A 17,354-nucleotide genomic window follows, 5' to 3' on the forward strand; every position below is an offset into this window, starting at 1 on the left:
AAACCGGCCCCACAACAAGCCTGCTCCGGGGACCCCTCCCCCGGCCGCCCCTCCCGCTCACTCGCACGTGCGGGGACGGGACGGGTGTCAGGGGTGGAGCGCAGCGCAATCGGCGGAGCCGACGCGACGCAGGAGCGCCCTTGACACCCGGCACGGCCCCGCGACCCTCAACCCAGAGGGGCGGCCCCCACCCGCATCCCACACCCCCGGCCCACCCCGACTACCCCACAGCCTGAACCCGCATTCGGCCCCCACCAGTCGCCCCCACCCCTCCGCCGACTCAAGATCGTTCGGTGAGCGATGGCACACAGCACCCGGGCGGACACGCCCTACCCCGTCGGCACTTCCTGACAGGCGCCGCCGGCGGGGCCGCCGCCGCTGCCGTTGGCATCACCGCCGTCGGCATCACCACCGCGACCCTCACCGCTTGCGACACCCCCCGAGGCCACAAACCCGACACCACCGCCACTCCCACCCCTACCCCCACCGCCGCCATCGACCGCGAACGCCGCCGTCCCGGCACCTCCGACTGGCGCATCCGTGCCACCGGCCCGCCCGACGCCGTCCAAGGCTTCGCCGACAAGGTCAGCGTCCTGCCCGGTGAAGAGTTCGGACTGTACGTCTCGACCACCGCGCCCGCCTTCCGGGTCTCGGCGTACCGCATCGGCTGGTACGGCGGCGCGCAGGCCCGGCGGGTGTGGCGTTCGGACCGGGTGGCGGGCCGCGTTCAGCGCGGCCCGCGCCTGATCGCCGCGACCCGTACGGTACGGGCCGACTGGGACCGTACCCTCACCGTCCGCACCGACGGCTGGCCGGAGGGCGCGTACCTGCTCAGGCTCGACGCGGAACACGGCCACCAGCGCTATGTCCCGCTGATCGTCCGCTCGGCGAGCACGCGCGGCAGAACCGTACTGATGCATGCCCCCGCCACCTGGCAGGCGTACAACCTGTGGGGTGGCCTCAGCCTCTACCAGGGCGAGGGCGGCGCGTACAGCACCCGTTCCCTCGCGGTCAGTTTCGACCGGCCGTACGACAAGAACGGTGCGGAGAAGTTCATGGTGTACGAGCGGGCGGTGGTGGTCCTGGCGGAACGGCTCGGTCTCCCGCTGGCGTACACCACCGGTATCGACGTCCACGCCGATCCCACGGCGCTGAACGGCGTCACGGCCGTCGTCGCGCTCGGCCATGACGAGTACTGGACGCCGGAGCAGCGGCGGCACGTGACCCGGGCGCGCGATGCTGGGACGAATGTGGCCTTTCTGGGCGCGAACACGTGCTTCCGCAGGATCAGGCTGGAGCGTACGGCTCGTACCGCCGCGCAAACCAGCACGAACCCAGGCCCCACCACCAGCACCACCGGAACGAGCGCCCCCAGCGCCCCCAGCGCCACCCTCCGCACCGTCGTCTGCTACAAGACCGACTTCAGGGCGGACCCGTACCTGGCCACCCACCCCACCATGGCGACCACCGACTTCCGACAACCCCCGGGCGCCGACCCCGAATCCTCCCTGACCGGCGTCCTGTACGAGGGCTTTCCCACCGATGCCCCCTATGTCGTGTACGGCGCGGATCACTGGGTCTTCGCCGGTACGGGAGTGAGGCGCGGCGACTCCTTCGCCCATCTCGTCGGAGTGGAGTACGACCGCGTCACCCCGGGCGCGCCGACGCCGACCCCCGGGCCCGCGCCGATCGAGATCGTCGCCCACTCGCCGCTCGTCTGCAACGGCCGGAAGAGCCACTCCGACTCCGCGTACTACACCGTGCCCAGCGGCGCGGGCGTCTTCGCCACCGGGACGATGCGGTGGGTGGAGGGGCTGATGGCGGGGACGCGGGAGAACGGGCGCAACCACGGTATGGACGCGCGGACCGGCGCGTTCGTCACCCGTACCACCGAGAACGTGCTCCGCGCCTTCGCCGAGGGCCCGGCGGCACGGACGAAGCCCCGGCCGAGGGACAACGTACGAACGGTGTACGCGGTAAGCACTCCGTGAGCACCCGGACAGCACCCGGACAGCACCCGGACAGCACCCGGACAGCACCCGGACAGCACCCGGACAGCACCGGGCAACACCCGGACAAGTGGCCGTGCGGCCAACGGAAATTTACATACAGGCACCCGCCGGACACCGGTCAATCAACAGCCGAAGCAACCCGCCGCCGACCAGCCTCCGGTCCGCCGCCAATCCGTTCCCAATCCGGACAGGGCCTCCAGCCGCCCCAGGCTCGTCCATTAGGCTCGGCCCCATGGCCGACGCACCGTACAAGCTGATCCTCCTCCGCCACGGCGAGAGCGAATGGAACGCGAAGAACCTGTTCACCGGCTGGGTGGACGTCAATCTCACCGACAAGGGCGAGAAGGAGGCAGTCCGCGGCGGTGAGCTGCTCAAGGACGCCGGCCTGCTGCCCGACGTACTGCACACCTCCCTCCAGCGGCGCGCCATCCGCACCGCGCAGCTCGCGCTGGAGGCCGCGGACCGTCACTGGATCCCGGTCCACCGCTCCTGGCGGCTGAACGAGCGCCACTACGGCGCGCTCCAGGGCAAGGACAAGGCGCAGACGCTCGCCGAGTTCGGCGAGGAGCAGTTCATGCTGTGGCGCCGCTCGTACGACACGCCGCCGCCCGCGCTTGAGGACGGTACGGAGTTCTCGCAGAGCGACGACCCCCGCTACGCCTCGATCCCGAGCGAGCTGCGTCCGCGCACCGAGTGCCTCAAGGACGTCGTCGAACGGATGCTGCCGTACTGGTACGACGCGATCGTCCCGGACCTGCTGACCGGCCGTACGGTCCTGATCGCCGCCCACGGCAACAGTCTGCGCGCCCTGGTCAAGCACCTCGACGGCATCTCCGACGCCGACATCGCGTCCCTGAACATCCCCACCGGCATCCCCCTCGTCTACGACCTCGACTCCGACTTCCACCCCCTGACCCCCGGCGGCACCTACCTCGACCCGGACGCGGCGGCAGCGGCCATCGAGGCCGTAAAGAACCAGGGCAAGAAGAAGTAACGTCCACGGCGCTTCAGCGCTTCCGGCCGGGCCCCATGTGCGTTTGGGGCCCGGCGTTGTGTTACTCCGTACCGCGGCCGATCACGAGAACTTGTACCCCGCGAATTCGGTGACCGGTACGTATCCGAGGCGCTGGTAAAGGGCGTTGCTGGTGGGGTTGGCCGGGTCCGCGAACAGTACGACGTCCGTCGCGCCCGAGGTCAGCGCGGCCCTGCTCACCTCGGCCGTCACGGCGCCCGCGTAGCCGCGGCCCCGGAGGTGGGACGGGGTGTAGACGGGGTCCACCCGGACCATGCCGCCGACCATCGAGGTCGTGGCCGCCATGGAGACGGGAGTGCCGTCCGGTGTCTCCCAGAACGTGAAGTGTCTGTCGCCGAAACGCGAGTCGGCCCAGGAACCGGCGTCGATCAAGTCGAGGGAAGGCTGTTCCCCGACGTCGACGCAGAACTCACGGCACCAGCGCACGACTTGCTCATGGTCCGGCTCGTCGGCGACGCGCCCCCGGCCCTCGGCGAGCGGCTCCGGTGGGGTGAGCGTGCCAAGACGGTAGAGACGGGCCCGCCAGTTGGGTTCCGACACCGCGCCGGTGTGCCGCTGCCATGCCTCGGCGAAAGCGGTGGCGGTGTCGTGGTCCGAGAGGACGCCGGGGAGGGGGTGGCCGAGGCCGGCCAGGTGAGCGGCGAGGGCATCGGCCTGCTCGGGGGAGAGGGTGGTGAGGGTCAGGCGGCGGGACGGAAGCCGGTAAAAGATGGCGTGGACCTCGCCCCCTGACTCCAGCCGTCCGAAGAGGGTCGCTTCGGGGCCGTACGTGTCCGCCCCGTCGATTCGCAGTTTCTCGATCACCGTCAGCGGTGTGTTGTGCAGGGCGGGCCGTGAGCGCAGGAAGTCTCCGGCTCGGGCGAGAAAGTCGTCGATGTCTTCGGTGAGGTGCCAGCCATCCGGTCGCATGCCCCATGGTTTCCCATGCAGTAGGCCTGTGACCAGCGGTTTTCGCTGAGGCGAGGCGGCAGGTCCGCCCGCGCCGACGCCCATGCCCACACGCGCGCACAGGTCCCCGCACCCGCACACGGGTTACCCGTACCCGAACGCGTACGGGCACGCGAAAGGGCCCCGCCCGCATTACGCGGACAGGGCCCCTCGTCCTACCCATCTCTTTGCGCTCTTCCGTGCGCTCTTCTGTGCGTGCCGTACGCGGCTAGCCGCAGCCGCCGCCGCACTGGCACGAGCCGCCCGACTGGCAGCCGCAGCCGCAGCCCGAGCCGCAGCCGCATGCGCCGAGCATGGGCAGGTGGATGGCTCCGGCCGGGGCTTCCGGCCGGGGGTCGGTCGTAGGGGAATCGGCCATGGGATCCTCCTCAAAGGCGTGCGCGGATGACGCCTCTGCCCATTGCAAGCCCTCCCCGGCGGGCGTATCAACGGCGCATCTCCGGCGCATGCGCGCAAACACCGCCGTGCGCCCCTCCGCAACCTCCGCACGGACGACCGCTTCCGGACGGACGGGATGACCGTTTCTGCACGAGCGGACCGCTTCCGGACGCACGACCGCCTCCGAAAGCACGACCGCTTCCGGACGGACGACCGCCTCCGCAAGGAGGATGATCGTTTCCGCAAGGCCGGCCACTTCCGCAAGCCCGACCCCGCACGCCCCGCCCGACCCGCACGCCCTGCCCGCCCCCCACGCCCCGCCCGTAACGCCCGTAACCCCCAGCCCTCCCCCTACGCCCCCTCCACCGGCGTCTCCGCCGGCTGGATCTCGTCCGCGTGCTCGCCCGTCACGAGATAGACCACCCGGTTCGCGACCGCCACCGCGTGGTCCGCGAAGCGCTCGTAGTAGCGGCCGAGCAGCGTCACATCGACCGCCGTCTCGATGCCGTGCTTCCACCGGTCGTCCATCAGGTGCTGGAACAGCGTCCGGTGCAGCAGGTCCATCTCGTCGTCGTCCTGTTCGAGCTGGAGCGCCAGATCGACATCCTTGGTGATGATGACCTCGGCCGTCTTCGCCATCAGACGCTGCGCGAGCTGTCCCATCTCCAGCAGCGTCGCGTGCAGGTCGTGCGGCACGGGCGAGGCGGGGAAGCGGAGGCGGGCCAGCTTGGCGACATGCTGCGCCAGGTCGCCCGAGCGCTCCAGGTCGGCGCTCATCCGCAGCGAGGTGACCACGATCCGCAGATCGGTCGCGACCGGCTGCTGCCGCGCCAGCAGCGCGATGGCCCTGGCCTCCAGGTCGTGCTGGAGGTCGTCGACCCGCTGGTCGGCGGCGATCACGCTCTCGGCGAGCTTGAGATCGGCGTCGAGCATGGCCGTGGTGGCACGGCCGATGGCGGAACCGACCAGCCGGGCCATCTCGACCAGGTCCTCGCCGATCGAATCCAGTTCCTCGTGGTACGCGTCCCGCATGGGGTTGTCCCTCTCTCGGTGGTTTTTCCCGGCTTCGCTTTGACCGGCTTCGCCTTGACCAGCTTTGCTTTGACCGGCTTCGCCTCGACGTTCCTCGGCTACCCTTCCCCGCCTCGGTGTGCCTCGGCGTTTCGTGGCGTCCGGACGCCCCCGCCCGTATGCCCCCGGCCATGGCCAGGGGCCGCCGAGCCGGGACTGTGACCGGAAGCCGCGGCCCCCACGGTCCCACGCTCCGGCCGGAACGCGTCGGGCGCCTCCCCCGCAAATGAACCGGCACTATCCCCTCCATGAACTCTGGGCGACGAGTGTCGGAGGAGACACCCGGACGGCTGGGAGAGTGTCCTGGGGCCCGCATACGCTGGTCGCATGGACGTGAACGCGGCGGTCGCCGCATTGGCAGCGATCGCCGGTGTCTGCACCGGCGTGATCGCCATGCTGGCGTTTCGCTGGAGCGAACGCGACCAGACACGGCCCACCCGTACGTCCCTGCACACCGACGCCGTGCTGCCTCCCGGCGTGGACACCGTGCTCTCCGTACTGCGCTCCTCCGCGGTCGTCCTCGACGAGAGCGACTCCGTGGTCAAGGCCAGCTCCGCGGCGTATGCGCTGGGCCTGGTCAGGGGCGGCAAGCTCGCCGTCGAGCCGATGCTGCACATGGCGCGCGACACCCGGCGGGACGGCGAGATAAGGCAAGTGGAGCTGGACCTTCCGAGGCGCGGTACGGGCCGGGGCGAGGCGCTCGCGGTCTCCGCCCGGGTGGCCCCGCTCGGCTCCCGGCTGGTGCTGCTTCTGGTCGAGGACCTCACCGAGGCCCGTCGTATCGAAGCCGTACGACGGGATTTCGTGGCGAATGTCAGCCACGAGCTGAAGACCCCCACCGGGGCGTTGTCGCTGCTCTCCGAGGCTGTCATGGACGCCTCCGACGACCCCGAGGCGGTCACCCGCTTCGCCGGGCGGATGCAGATCGAGGCGACCCGGCTCACCAATCTCGTACAGGAGCTGATCGACCTCTCCCGGGTGCAGAACGACGACCCGCTGGAGGACGCCGAGCCCGTACGTGTGGACGAACTCGTCGCCGAGGCCATCGACCGGTCCCGGCACGCGGCCTCCACCAAACAGATCACCATGGCGGCGGGCGGCACCGTCCACCTCCATGTGTGGGGCAATCGCGGCCAGCTCGCCGCGGCCCTCGGCAATCTCGTCGAGAACGCCGTCAACTACTCTCCGGCCCGCACGCGCGTCGGTATCGCCGCGCACCGCGTCTCCGCCACCGGCGGGGACCTGATCGAGATAGCCGTGACCGATCAGGGCATAGGCATCTCGGAGAAGGACCGGGAGCGGATCTTCGAACGGTTCTACCGTGTCGACCCGGCCCGCTCCCGGGCAACCGGTGGTACGGGGCTCGGCCTCGCCATCGTCAAACATGTGGCCGCCTCGCACGGCGGGGAGGTCACCGTATGGAGCTCGGAGGGCCAGGGCTCCACCTTCACCCTGCGGCTGCCCGAGGCGGGAGCCGTACGGGACCGGAGGCGGTCCACCGGCCCGGACGAAGACGACCGGTCTCCGGAAGACGACCTGTCTCCGTACGACAGAGACAGCGACCGAGACAAAGACACCGATACCGACAGCGACCCCAGCCTTGAGCTGGCTGATCCCCCGACCGTGATTCCTGCCCCGGAGGTCCTTCCGTGACCCGAGTGCTCGTCGTCGAGGATGAGGAATCCTTCAGCGACGCCCTTTCCTACATGCTCCGCAAGGAAGGCTTCGAGGTCGCGATCGCGACCACCGGGCCCGCGGGGCTCGACGAGTTCGAACGCAACGGCGCCGACCTCGTCCTGCTCGACCTGATGCTGCCCGGCCTGCCGGGCACCGAGGTCTGCCGCCAGCTCCGCGGCAGATCCAATGTCCCGGTGATCATGGTCACCGCCAAGGACAGCGAGATCGACAAGGTCGTCGGCCTGGAAATAGGGGCCGACGATTACGTGACCAAGCCCTTCTCCTCGCGGGAACTGGTCGCCCGTATCCGCGCGGTGCTGCGCCGCAGGGGCGAGCCGGAGGAGGTCACGCCGGCCGCGCTGGAGGCGGGCCCGGTCCGGATGGATGTGGACCGGCATGTGGTGACGGTCTCCGGCGGCAAGGTCGATCTGCCGCTCAAGGAGTTCGACCTGCTGGAGATGCTGCTGCGCAACGCGGGCCGTGTGCTGACCCGGATGCAGCTCATCGACCGGGTCTGGGGCGCGGACTATGTCGGCGACACCAAGACCCTCGATGTCCACGTCAAGCGGCTGCGCGCGAAGATCGAGCCGGATCCGGGCGCGCCGCGGTATCTGGTGACGGTGCGGGGCCTGGGCTACAAGTTCGAGCCGTAGACCGGCCCGGGCCGCGGCCCCGACCGGAGCGCGCCGTCGCGTACGGCGCGCGCCATCCCGTACGGCGCGTCGCCCGGACACGGCGACGCGCGTACCCGAGCGACGCGCGTATACGGCGTCGCCCGGAGCGCTCGGAAATCGGAGCGTTCGAAAAGCCGCAGCGCTGTGGCGCCCTGCCCGACTTCTTCCCGGGCGGGGCGCCACAGCGCTGTTGTACGTGGCGGTGTGTACGTGGTGTACGTGGCGGTGCTGTACGCGGTTGTTACGTGCGGCGTGCCTGGCGGGCGCTGTCCGGCGCTGCTCAGTGCCCGGTGGAGCCCGATCCGGACTCCACCGCGGACCCCGCCGGCGTTCCCGTCTCGCCGGCCTCGCCGGACTGGCTCCCCGACGGCGTGTCGGAGGGCGACCCGGAAGGCGAACCGGCCGGGGTGCCCGAAGGACCGCCGGACGGCGAGACCGAGGGCGACGGCGACGCGCTCGGGCCGACGTCCTTGTAATAGGTGTCGGACGGGAAGACGAACGCGCGCAGACCGATGTCGCCGGTCTCGCTGAAGCTGAAGACGACCCGCTGGGCGTCGCCGTTCTTCGCGGCCTCGCGCCCGTTCTCGATCACGGCGGAGGCATTGCCCTTGCCGCCGAGCTGTACGGAGCCGCCGGCCGGTACGGTCACCGGTCCCGACCCCTCGGCGGGCGAGAGCGTCACACTGGCGCTGGTGCCGGGCAGCTTGATCGCGTCGAGGGTCTGCGCGCTCCTGCCGTTGTTGAAGACCGTGCCGGTGACGACCGCGGGACCCTCCGCGTCGGCCGCCGGCTGGGTGATCACCGTGGCGTTCTGGATGGAGATGTCACCGACGGAGGTGGCGGCATTGTCCGGCTTGACGCCAAGCGTCTGCGCGTTGTTGCCGGCACCGCACGCGGTGAGCGGGGCAAGCGAGAACACGAGGGCGGAGGCGGCGAGGACGCCGCGTCGAAGGCTGCGGCTCACGGCGGCGGCAACTCCTAGGACGTACGGACGGAATGGGCAGGCAGGCGTTCAGCGGCCCTAGGCTACCGAGCCGTCACGGAGGCCCCGCACCCGACCCGCCTCCAGCCGCCCCGCCCGGCACGCAGCCCGTCACACAGCCCGGCACGGCACCGCTTCCGACCGGCTGCCGGCGGGCTCCCAGCGGGCTCACCGCGGCTTCCCCGCGGCCTCCCGGCGGCCTCCTGGCAACCGTCCAGAGGCCCGGATTCCGTATCCGATATCCCTCCCGATCCCGCCGTTTAGCGTGCCGTTCACATAATGCCGGTGATCAATTCCTCCGGGCGCCGTACATTCCCCCCGAATACCGTGCCGCGGGCCCGGCGTGATCAAATTCAGAATCTCTCGCACTTCGATCCGCCTTCGATCCGCACGAGTGATCGACATCCGAACGGACTACGGGAAGTTCGAGGCCTTAAATCCGGCAAATCGGGACGTTCATCCTCGTCCAGGGGTGTTGTGCGGGGTGTAACCGGCGCGTTTCCGTGCGCCCGCGCAGCCGCTCCGACCTGCGAATACCCTCTTCCGGAAGCCGTCCGCAGCACGTTCCCGGTGCCCTTGTCAAGCCCCGAGAACCGTCCTGACCTGCGAAAACGCCATTCAGAAGATGCCATTCTCGTGTTACCCTGGATAGCCACGGAAGGGGTACCTGTCACATGACGTTCAAGGTTGGCGACACCGTGGTCTATCCCCATCACGGGGCCGCGCTGATCGAGGCCATCGAAACTCGCCAGATCAAAGGCGTGGACAAGACCTACTTGGTGCTCAAGGTCGCCCAGGGCGACTTGACAGTGCGTGTACCGGCGGACAATGCGGAGTTCGTCGGCGTGCGCGATGTGGTCGGTCAGGACGGGCTGGACCGGGTCTTCGAGGTGCTCCGCGCACCGTACGCCGAAGAGCCGACGAACTGGTCCCGTCGTTACAAGGCAAATCTCGAGAAGCTCGCCTCCGGCGATGTCATCAAGGTCGCTGAAGTGGTGCGCGACCTCTGGCGCCGCGAGCGTGAGCGTGGACTCTCCGCAGGTGAGAAGCGCATGCTCGCCAAGGCGCGACAGATTCTTGTCAGCGAGCTGGCTCTCGCGGAGAACACGAACGAAGACAAGGCCGAGGCTCTGCTCGACGAGGTCCTCGCGTCCTGAACCCAGGATGTGACGCTGCTGTGCCCGCAGCGCCGCTCGCATGCCGTACGCGCATGCCGTCCCACGCAGTCGCAGTGAATGCCGTGGTGCCCGCTGACCAGCCTTGAGGGAAATGCTGTGTCGCCGGGCGCTGCGGCATGTCCGTACACCCGCAGTTCCCTTAAACCCGCAATGTCCGTACACCCGCACCTCGTACGACATCAGGTCCACGCACACCCTGTCCCACGCACACGCACACCTGCGGGGGCTTTACGCGCCGCACCGGGGACTTCACCGGGCCGCCGCCCGGGGAACGCGCCATGCCCGGGCGGACCCGCGGAGGCCGGGCCCGGGGCAGCCGGCGCGATCCGTCTCGACCGTGTGTCACGGAAGGGTCCGGTCAAGGCGTCGCGCCCGGCACGCTGTGGCCATACCCATGTCGGCCGAGGAAACAAACCTGCCGGAGTGCAACCGATGTCAGACGAAGCCCGCCCGCACCGCACCGCCGCCGTCATCCCCGCGGCAGGCCGGGGCGTACGGCTCGGCCCCGGAGCCCCCAAGGCGCTCCGCGCGCTGGGCGGCACACCGATGCTCATCCACGCCGTCCGCGCGATGGCCGCCTCGCGCGCCGTTTCGCTCGTCGTGGTGGTGGCCCCGCCCGACGGCGCCGCCGAGGTGAAGCACCTCCTCGACGAGCACGCCCTGCCCCAGCGCACCGACTATCTCGTCGTGCCCGGCGGCGAGACCCGCCAGGAATCCGTACGGCTCGGGATCGAGGCCCTGCCCGACTCGATCACCGCCGTACTCGTCCATGACGCGGCGCGCCCGCTCGTACCCGTCGACACCGTGGACGCCGTCGTCGAGGCGGTACGGGACGGAGCGCCGGCCGTGGTGCCCGCGCTGCCGCTCTCGGACACCGTCAAACAGGTCGAACCGCGCGAGAAGGGCGAGCCGGAACCGGTCGTCGCGACACCCGAGCGGGCGCTGCTGCGTGCCGTACAGACCCCGCAGGGCTTCGACCGAGCCACGCTCCAACGTGCGCACGAGACGGTGGCGGCGGTCGGCGAGGGCGCGACGGACTGCGCCGGTATGGTCGAGCGGCTCGGCGCGCCGGTGGTGGTCGTGCCAGGACACGAGGAGGCGTTCAAGGTGACCCGGCCGCTGGATCTGGTGCTGGCAGAGGCGGTTCTCGCGCGGAGGAGGGCGAACGATGGCTTCTGAGCAGACTTCGCAGACTTCGGGGGAGCAGGGCTCCATGGCCGAGCAGGTTTCCGAGGCCGAGCGGGCTTCCGTACCCGCCGCGCCTGTGCCCGTACCCGCCGCTCCCGTGCCCGCGACCGCGCCTGCGCCCGTGCCCGCCGTGCCCGTGCACCTGCCGCTCGTGGGCATCGGGACCGACATCCACGCCTTCGCGGAGGGCCGCCCGCTCTGGTGCGCCGGGCTGCTCTGGGAGGGCGAGGGCCCCGGTCTGGCCGGCCACTCCGACGCGGATGTCGTCGCCCACGCCGCCTGCAACGCGCTGTTCTCGGCCGCCGGTCTCGGCGACCTCGGCGCGCACTTCGGCACCGGCCGTCCGGAGTGGTCCGGCGCCTCCGGACTCACCCTACTTACGGAGGCGGCCAGAATCGTGCGCGGGGCGGGCTTCACGATCGGCAATGTCGCCGTGCAGGTCGTCGGTCTGAGGCCGAAGATCGGGAAGCGGAGGGACGAGGCGCAGAAGGTGCTCACCGAGGCCGTCGGCGCCCCGGTCGCGGTCTCCGCCGCCACCTCCGACGGGCTCGGCTTCACCGGCCGGGGGGAGGGGCTGGCCGCGATCGCGACGGCGCTGGTGGTTCGTACCGGCTGATCGAAATACCGGGCGTGGGACACGGGTTGAGAGAGCGTCAGCGGGATTCGTACAGCCGTAGTCTCAGCAGTTCCCGGATCCCTGTCCCGGCCCCTGTCCGGGCATCGGCAACACCGCCAGCACCGGCAACAGCGTCAGTACCGGCAGCACCGTAAGCATCGGCAACAGCGTCAGCATCAGGAACCTCAGGAAGCAGGAAGGCAGTCATGGCAGCCGCACTCTCCGAGAAGCTCAAGGAACTCCTCGACGGACCCGTCTTCGTCGACATCGCGACCGTCCAGCCCGACGGAAGCCCCCAGGTCTCGCCGGTCTGGGTGAAGCGCGACGGGGACGATCTGCTCGTCTCGACCACCGTCGGCCGCCGCAAGGAGCAGAACCTGCGCCGCGACCCCCGGGTGTCGGTCGTCGCACGGCCCGAGGACGCGCCGTACCTCTACGCGGAGATCCGCGGCTCCGCGACCCTGACCACCGAGGGCGGCCAGGAGCTGATCAACGAGCTGTCGCTCAAGTACACCGGCAAGCCGTACGCGGAGTTCAACCCGGCGTCCAAGGACGACGCCGAGCGGGTGGTCGTCCGTATCACCCCGCGCAAGATCGTCGGGCGTATCTGAACCGTCGGGCGTATACCGGAGCAGCCGTCGGGCGTATCCGAAGCGGTCGTCGGGCGTATCCGAGGCGGTCGGAGACCGGCCACCCGACCCGATCGGATCAAACGTCCCAAACGCCGCGAAATTCCACCGGAGACTTTGCCGGGCGGGTATGAACGTCACGCTTCTGTGTCCCCGTGGCCCAAAGGGTCGCGGGGCACTACCCCTGGCGCACTACCCTTGTCGCGTGACTATTCGGCTGTACGACACCGGCGCCCGGCAGATCCGTGATTTCATCCCGCTCACGCCGGGCTGTGTCTCGATCTACCTGTGTGGCGCCACCGTGCAGGCCGCCCCGCACATCGGGCACATCAGGTCGGGACTCAACTTCGATATCATGCGCCGCTGGTTCGACTACCGCGGCTACGACGTGACGTTCGTACGGAACGTCACGGACATCGACGACAAGATCATCACCAAGTCCGCCGCGCAGGGGCGCCCCTGGTGGTCCATCGGGTACGAGAACGAGCGCGCCTTCAACGCGGGCTACGACGTCCTCGGCTGCCTGCCGCCCAGCTACGAGCCCCGCGCCACCGGCCACATCACCGAGATGGTCGAGATGATGCGCGGCCTGATCGAGCGCGGCCACGCCTATGTGTCGGACGGCAACGTCTACTTCGACGTCCGGTCCTTCCCGCAGTACCTGGAACTGTCCAACCAGGACCTGGACGATCTGCGCCAGCCCTCCGGCGAGGGCGAGACCGGCAAGCGCGACCAGCGCGACTTCGCGATGTGGAAGGCCGCCAAGCCCGGCGAGCCGAGCTGGGAGACCCCCTGGGGACGCGGCCGGCCCGGCTGGCACCTGGAGTGCTCGGCGATGGCCCACAAGTACCTCGGCAGCGTCTTCGACATCCACGGCGGCGGGATCGACCTGATCTTCCCGCACCACGAGAACGAGATCGCGCAGGCCAAGGGGTACGGGGACGAGTTCGCGCGGTACTGGGTGCACAACGCCTGGGTCACCATGAGCGGCGAGAAGATGTCCAAGTCGCTCGGCAACTCCGTGCTCGTCTCCGAGATGGTCAAGCACTGGCGCCCCATCGTGCTGCGCTACTACCTCGGCACCCCGCACTACCGCTCGATGATCGAGTACAGCGAGGAGGCGCTGCGCGAGGCCGAGTCGGCGTTCGCACGGATCGAGGGATTCGTACAGCGCGTCGTGGAGAAGGCCGGAGGGGTCGTCGACCCCGCCGGTGAGGTGCCGCCCGCCTTCGCCGAGGCCATGGACGACGATCTCGGCGTACCGCAGGCGCTCGCGGTCGTCCACACCACTGTCCGGCAGGGCAACTCCGCGCTCGCCGCCGACGACAAGGAAGCGGCCGTCGCCCGGCTCGCCGAGGTACGGGCCATGCTCGGCGTCCTCGGCCTGGACCCGCTCGACCCGCACTGGGCCGGCGAGACCGACCGCGGCGAGGACCTGCACGGCGTCGTCGACACCCTCGTACGGCTCGTCCTGGAGCAGCGCGAGGCCGCGCGGACGCGCAAGGACTGGGGTACGGCGGACGCCATCCGGGACCAGCTCCAGCAGACCGGACTGGTCATCGAGGACAGTCCCACGGGCCCGCGCTGGACGCTGGGACCGCGCTGACCTGCACCGATGTGCCGCGCGGACGCTTGCAGGGCGTCCGGGCGGTACACGTGCGTACCGGCTGCGCGGCGGCGTACGTACACTCCGAAGCACGCTCCGAAGGGTTGCTCGGTTACCCGGAAGCGTCCCGAAGCACTTTCTGAAGCACCACTGAGGCAACGAAACAGGTAGGTCATGGCCGGGAACAGCCAGCGCAGGAACCGCCGCACGTCCAACAAGAAGGGCGCGCAGGTCGGCAGCGGTGGCAAGCGACGCCGCGGGCTCGAGGGCAAGGGCCCCACCCCGCCCGCGTCCGCCCGCAAGGGCCACGCCCAGAACCGCGCCGCCAACGCCAAGGCCCGGCAGACCGCACGGCGCCAGGTCGCCCGGCGCGGCGGCAAGGGCACCAGCGAGATGGTCGTCGGCCGCAACCCGGTCTTCGAGGCGCTGCGGGACGGCGTACCGGCGACCACGCTGTACGTCCAGCAGTTCATCGACAACGACGAGCGGGTCCGTGAGGCGCTCCAGCTCGCCGCCGACCGCGGCGGCATCAACCTCATGGAGGCGCCCAAGCCCGAGCTGGACCGGATGACGAACGGGCTGAACCACCAGGGCCTCGTCCTCCAGGTCCCGCCGTACGAATACGCCCACCCCGAGGACCTGGCGACGGCGGCGCTGGACGACGGCGAGGACCCGCTGATCGTCGCGCTCGACGGGGTCACCGACCCGCGCAACCTGGGTGCCGTCGTCCGCTCGGTCTCCGCCTTCGGCGGGCACGGCGTCGTCGTACCGGAGCGGCGCGCCGCCGGGATGTCCGCGGGCGCGTGGAAGTCCTCGGCCGGCACGGCGGCCCGTACGCCCGTCGCCCGCGCCACCAACCTCACCCGCGCCCTGGAGTCGTACCGCAAGGCCGGACTGGTGGTCGTCGGGCTGGCGGCGGACGGCGAGGCGGAGGTCGGCGATCTGGAGGCGCTCGGCGGTCCTGTGGTGATCGTGGTCGGCAGCGAGGGCCGGGGACTGTCGCGGCTGGTCGGGGAGACGTGCGACTTCCTGGTACGGATCCCGATGCCGGGCGGCGCCGAGTCGCTGAACGCGGGCGTCGCGGCGGGAGTGGTGCTGTACGAGGCGGCGCGCCGGCGGGCGTGAGGTGGAAGCGTCGGGTGCGGCCGGCCGGAGACGGGTTCCGGCAGGCCCGGGGCGGGGTCCGGCGGGCTCGGACGCGGCCGGGCCCGGGCTCGCGCCGACGGGGTAGATGATCTTGACGGGTCTCGGACATTTCCCGCGCGTCAAGGCAGTGTCCTAAACACAAGTCACTCGGTTAGATGAGTGTGGACACCAGAACGCCCAGGCCCGGGTTCGACGATCAGCCCCCGCTGAGCATGCTCAAGGTGGATTGCGATCCCGCGCAGGTCATCGTGAACCACGCCAGCTTCCGGGTGAAGCTCGCATCTTCCCAGCGCCCAAGCCCCGCACGCGCCCTGGCGGACACCGGGCGCTTCCCCGGCACGCCCCCGGGCACCGCCGGAGGAGGCACGGCGGGCAGAGGCGGTGGCGGCCGGGGCACCGGAGCGGGCGGCGGGGCCGGTGGCGGCGGTACCGGCGGCGCGGGCCGGCGCAGGGCGCCCGTCGTGTGGAGCGGCAAGTCGGCGCCGGGCGATCCGGGCGCCACCGGGCTCCTCCAGGCCGTACGGAACTCCGCCACGCCACCCGCGGGCTACCGCGACACGCACGAGGCACGGACCGTCCCGGGCGGCCGGCCCGGCGCACCCGGGCGGCCGGGTCCGGCAGGCGTCCCGGGCGTGTCGGGCGCGGGGATGTCCGGGGGTCCGGGCGTGTCGGGGGCGCCGGGACGGGCGTACGACTACGACGCGGGCGCCACGCAGGTCATCCCGCGGCTCGACCTCGACGGCGACGCCACGGTGGCGACCCCGGTGGTCGGCAGCCAGGGCCATGGGCGCGGCCGTGGCCCCGGTGCGGGTCCCGCCGCCCGTACGGGTGTGGGGCCGCTGCTGCCGCCCATGCGGCAGGCGGTCGGCGCGTACGACACGCCCGGCCCGGAGGCGGAGCCGGAATCGTATCCGGAGCCGTACCGCGAGCCGTATGCCGAAACCGGCACCGATGCCGACACCGGCGGGTACGAACTCGACGACCTGTACGACGAGAGGCACGACCACCGCTCGCGCGCCGGGCGGTACGGCGCCACCGGCACCCGGGCCGGTGACGGGGCAGGCGTCCGGCACGCCTACTACCCGGGCCGCCGCATGAACCTCGGCGTGGTGCTGCTCCCGCTCCGCGTCTTCCTCGGCTTCATCTCCATCTACGCCGGTATGGGCAAGCTCTGCGACCCCGTCTACTTCGACGGCGGCGAGCGCGGCTCCATGGTCACCTGGCTCTCCTCGCTGCACCCTTGGGCCCTCGCGGAACCCCTGCGGGACTTCGCGCTCTCGCACCCGGTCGGCGCGGGCCTCAGCGTCGCCTTCCTCCAGATCGTGGCCGGCGTACTGACCGTCCTCGGCCTCTGGCAGCGGGTCGCCGCCTGCTTCGGCGCGCTGCTGTCGGCGGCGCTGCTGCTGACCGTGAGCTGGCGGACCGTTCCGGCGTACGACGCGCCCGACATCATCTATCTGGCCGCCTGGTCCCCGCTGATCATCGCGGGGGCGCCGGTCTACTCCGTGGACGGGCGGCTCGCCGGTGAGGCCTGGCGTACGCTCGGGCCGCGCTCCGAGATCTGGGACCTGCGGCGCCGGGTCCTCCGCCGCGGCGGGCTCGTCGCGACCGTCGTCATCGGGCTGACGCTGCTGGTCGGTTCGGTGCTGGGCGGCGCCGTACGGTCCTCGGACATGGTGACCGTACCCGGCCCGAACGCCGACCCCGTCAATCAGCTTCCGGGCGAACCGCTGCCCCAGAAACCGGGCGAGGGCGGTCGCAGCGCCTCCGGCACGCCCAGCAGCGGCGGTACGACCGAAGGCCGGCCGTCCGAACCGTCCGCGACCCGGTCGGGCACCCCCGAGGCCCAGCGACCGGCGCAGGGCGGCGGCGGCTCCGTACCGGAGACGGGCGGTGCGACCAGCACCGGCCAGAGCCAGCAGCAACAGCCCAGCCAGACCCAGGGCACCGGCCGCCAGGCCCCGCAGACGGCCGAGCAGGCTCCGCCGCCGTCCAGCAGCCAGGGCGGCGGCCCGTCCACCACGGGCGGCGGCGCTGGCGACGGCAGTACGGGAGCGAGCAGCGGCGACGGCGGAGGATCGAGCACGGGCGGCTCGACGTCGGGCGGCGGCAACCACAACCCGATCGGGGGGCTGCTGGGCTGAGGTTGGGGCGGGGGTACGGGCGCTGGGGTACGGGGCGGGGCCGGAGCGGTCCCCGTCCCCCGCCCGTAACTG

General features: G+C 71.0%; 15 protein-coding genes. 11 read left to right on the plus strand and 4 right to left on the minus strand.

What is annotated here, in order from left to right:
• Positions 1–293 precede the first annotated feature (293 nt).
• Positions 294–1,991 carry a N,N-dimethylformamidase beta subunit family domain-containing protein gene (locus tag KQY30_RS19850; protein ID WP_254407230.1) on the plus strand — a complete coding sequence of 566 codons (1,698 nt, stop codon included), beginning with the start codon at positions 294–296 and terminating at the stop codon, positions 1,989–1,991.
• A gap of 253 nt (positions 1,992–2,244) precedes the next feature.
• Positions 2,245–3,006 (plus strand): phosphoglyceromutase, encoded by a 762-nt coding sequence (locus KQY30_RS19855; RefSeq protein WP_046509413.1) that lies wholly within the window; start codon positions 2,245–2,247, stop codon positions 3,004–3,006.
• An 81-nt stretch (positions 3,007–3,087) separates the two neighbouring features.
• On the opposite strand, the gene KQY30_RS19860 is transcribed toward KQY30_RS19855, so the two are convergent.
• The 3 genes from KQY30_RS19860 to phoU form a co-directional block, all read right to left on the minus strand.
• Positions 3,088–3,954 (minus strand): GNAT family N-acetyltransferase, encoded by an 867-nt coding sequence (locus tag KQY30_RS19860; RefSeq protein ID WP_217307981.1) that lies wholly within the window; start codon positions 3,952–3,954, stop codon positions 3,088–3,090.
• Positions 3,955–4,201: 247 nt separating this feature from the next.
• The gene (locus KQY30_RS19865; RefSeq protein ID WP_217307982.1) at positions 4,202–4,351 is read right to left on the minus strand and encodes a hypothetical protein; all 150 of its coding nucleotides are present in this window, start codon (positions 4,349–4,351) and stop codon (positions 4,202–4,204) included.
• A gap of 371 nt (positions 4,352–4,722) precedes the next feature.
• Complete coding sequence (phoU, locus tag KQY30_RS19870; RefSeq protein ID WP_217307983.1) at positions 4,723–5,403, minus strand: phosphate signaling complex protein PhoU; 681 nt, start codon at positions 5,401–5,403, stop codon at positions 4,723–4,725.
• Positions 5,404–5,769: 366 nt separating this feature from the next.
• Between phoU and KQY30_RS19875 the strand changes: the two genes are divergently transcribed.
• On the plus strand, positions 5,770–7,095 hold the full coding sequence (locus tag KQY30_RS19875) for a cell wall metabolism sensor histidine kinase WalK (protein ID WP_217307984.1): 1,326 nt from the start codon (positions 5,770–5,772) through the stop codon (positions 7,093–7,095).
• Complete coding sequence (locus KQY30_RS19880; RefSeq protein ID WP_046498012.1) at positions 7,092–7,772, plus strand: response regulator transcription factor; 681 nt, start codon at positions 7,092–7,094, stop codon at positions 7,770–7,772. Before KQY30_RS19875 ends, KQY30_RS19880 begins: the two co-directional genes overlap by 4 nt.
• Before the next feature lie 301 nt (positions 7,773–8,073).
• Here the strand turns inward: KQY30_RS19880 and KQY30_RS19885 are convergent, their stop codons facing one another.
• Positions 8,074–8,757 carry a DUF461 domain-containing protein gene (locus KQY30_RS19885; RefSeq protein WP_217307985.1) on the minus strand — a complete coding sequence of 228 codons (684 nt, stop codon included), beginning with the start codon at positions 8,755–8,757 and terminating at the stop codon, positions 8,074–8,076.
• 692 nt (positions 8,758–9,449) lie between these two features.
• On the opposite strand from KQY30_RS19885, the gene KQY30_RS19890 reads away from it, so the two are divergent.
• The 7 genes from KQY30_RS19890 to KQY30_RS19920 all read left to right on the plus strand — a co-directional run bounded on the left by KQY30_RS19890 (position 9,450) and on the right by KQY30_RS19920 (position 17,282).
• Positions 9,450–9,932, plus strand: a complete 483-nt coding sequence (locus KQY30_RS19890) for a CarD family transcriptional regulator (RefSeq protein WP_003953493.1) — start codon at positions 9,450–9,452, stop codon at positions 9,930–9,932.
• Between the two features lie 453 nt (positions 9,933–10,385).
• Positions 10,386–11,132 carry a 2-C-methyl-D-erythritol 4-phosphate cytidylyltransferase gene (gene ispD, locus KQY30_RS19895; RefSeq protein ID WP_046498093.1) on the plus strand — a complete coding sequence of 249 codons (747 nt, stop codon included), beginning with the start codon at positions 10,386–10,388 and terminating at the stop codon, positions 11,130–11,132.
• Complete coding sequence (gene ispF / locus KQY30_RS19900) at positions 11,122–11,757, plus strand: 2-C-methyl-D-erythritol 2,4-cyclodiphosphate synthase (protein ID WP_254407231.1); 636 nt, start codon at positions 11,122–11,124, stop codon at positions 11,755–11,757. The genes ispD and ispF overlap by 11 nt, the downstream gene beginning before the upstream one ends.
• A 206-nt stretch (positions 11,758–11,963) precedes the next feature.
• Complete coding sequence (locus tag KQY30_RS19905) at positions 11,964–12,368, plus strand: PPOX class F420-dependent oxidoreductase (protein ID WP_217307986.1); 405 nt, start codon at positions 11,964–11,966, stop codon at positions 12,366–12,368.
• 223 nt (positions 12,369–12,591) lie between these two features.
• Complete coding sequence (gene cysS / locus KQY30_RS19910) at positions 12,592–13,992, plus strand: cysteine--tRNA ligase (protein ID WP_217307987.1); 1,401 nt, start codon at positions 12,592–12,594, stop codon at positions 13,990–13,992.
• Positions 13,993–14,166: 174 nt separating this feature from the next.
• Positions 14,167–15,117, plus strand: coding sequence for a 23S rRNA (guanosine(2251)-2'-O)-methyltransferase RlmB (gene rlmB, locus KQY30_RS19915; protein ID WP_217307988.1), 951 nt, complete (start codon positions 14,167–14,169; stop codon positions 15,115–15,117).
• A 176-nt stretch (positions 15,118–15,293) separates the two neighbouring features.
• Entirely contained in the window at positions 15,294–17,282 is a 1,989-nt protein-coding gene (locus KQY30_RS19920; RefSeq protein ID WP_217307989.1) for a DoxX family protein, read from the plus strand.
• Positions 17,283–17,354 lie beyond the last annotated feature (72 nt).

The organism is Streptomyces sp. GMY02 (assembly GCF_019056675.1).
Classification (GTDB): domain Bacteria; phylum Actinomycetota; class Actinomycetes; order Streptomycetales; family Streptomycetaceae; genus Streptomyces; species Streptomyces odonnellii.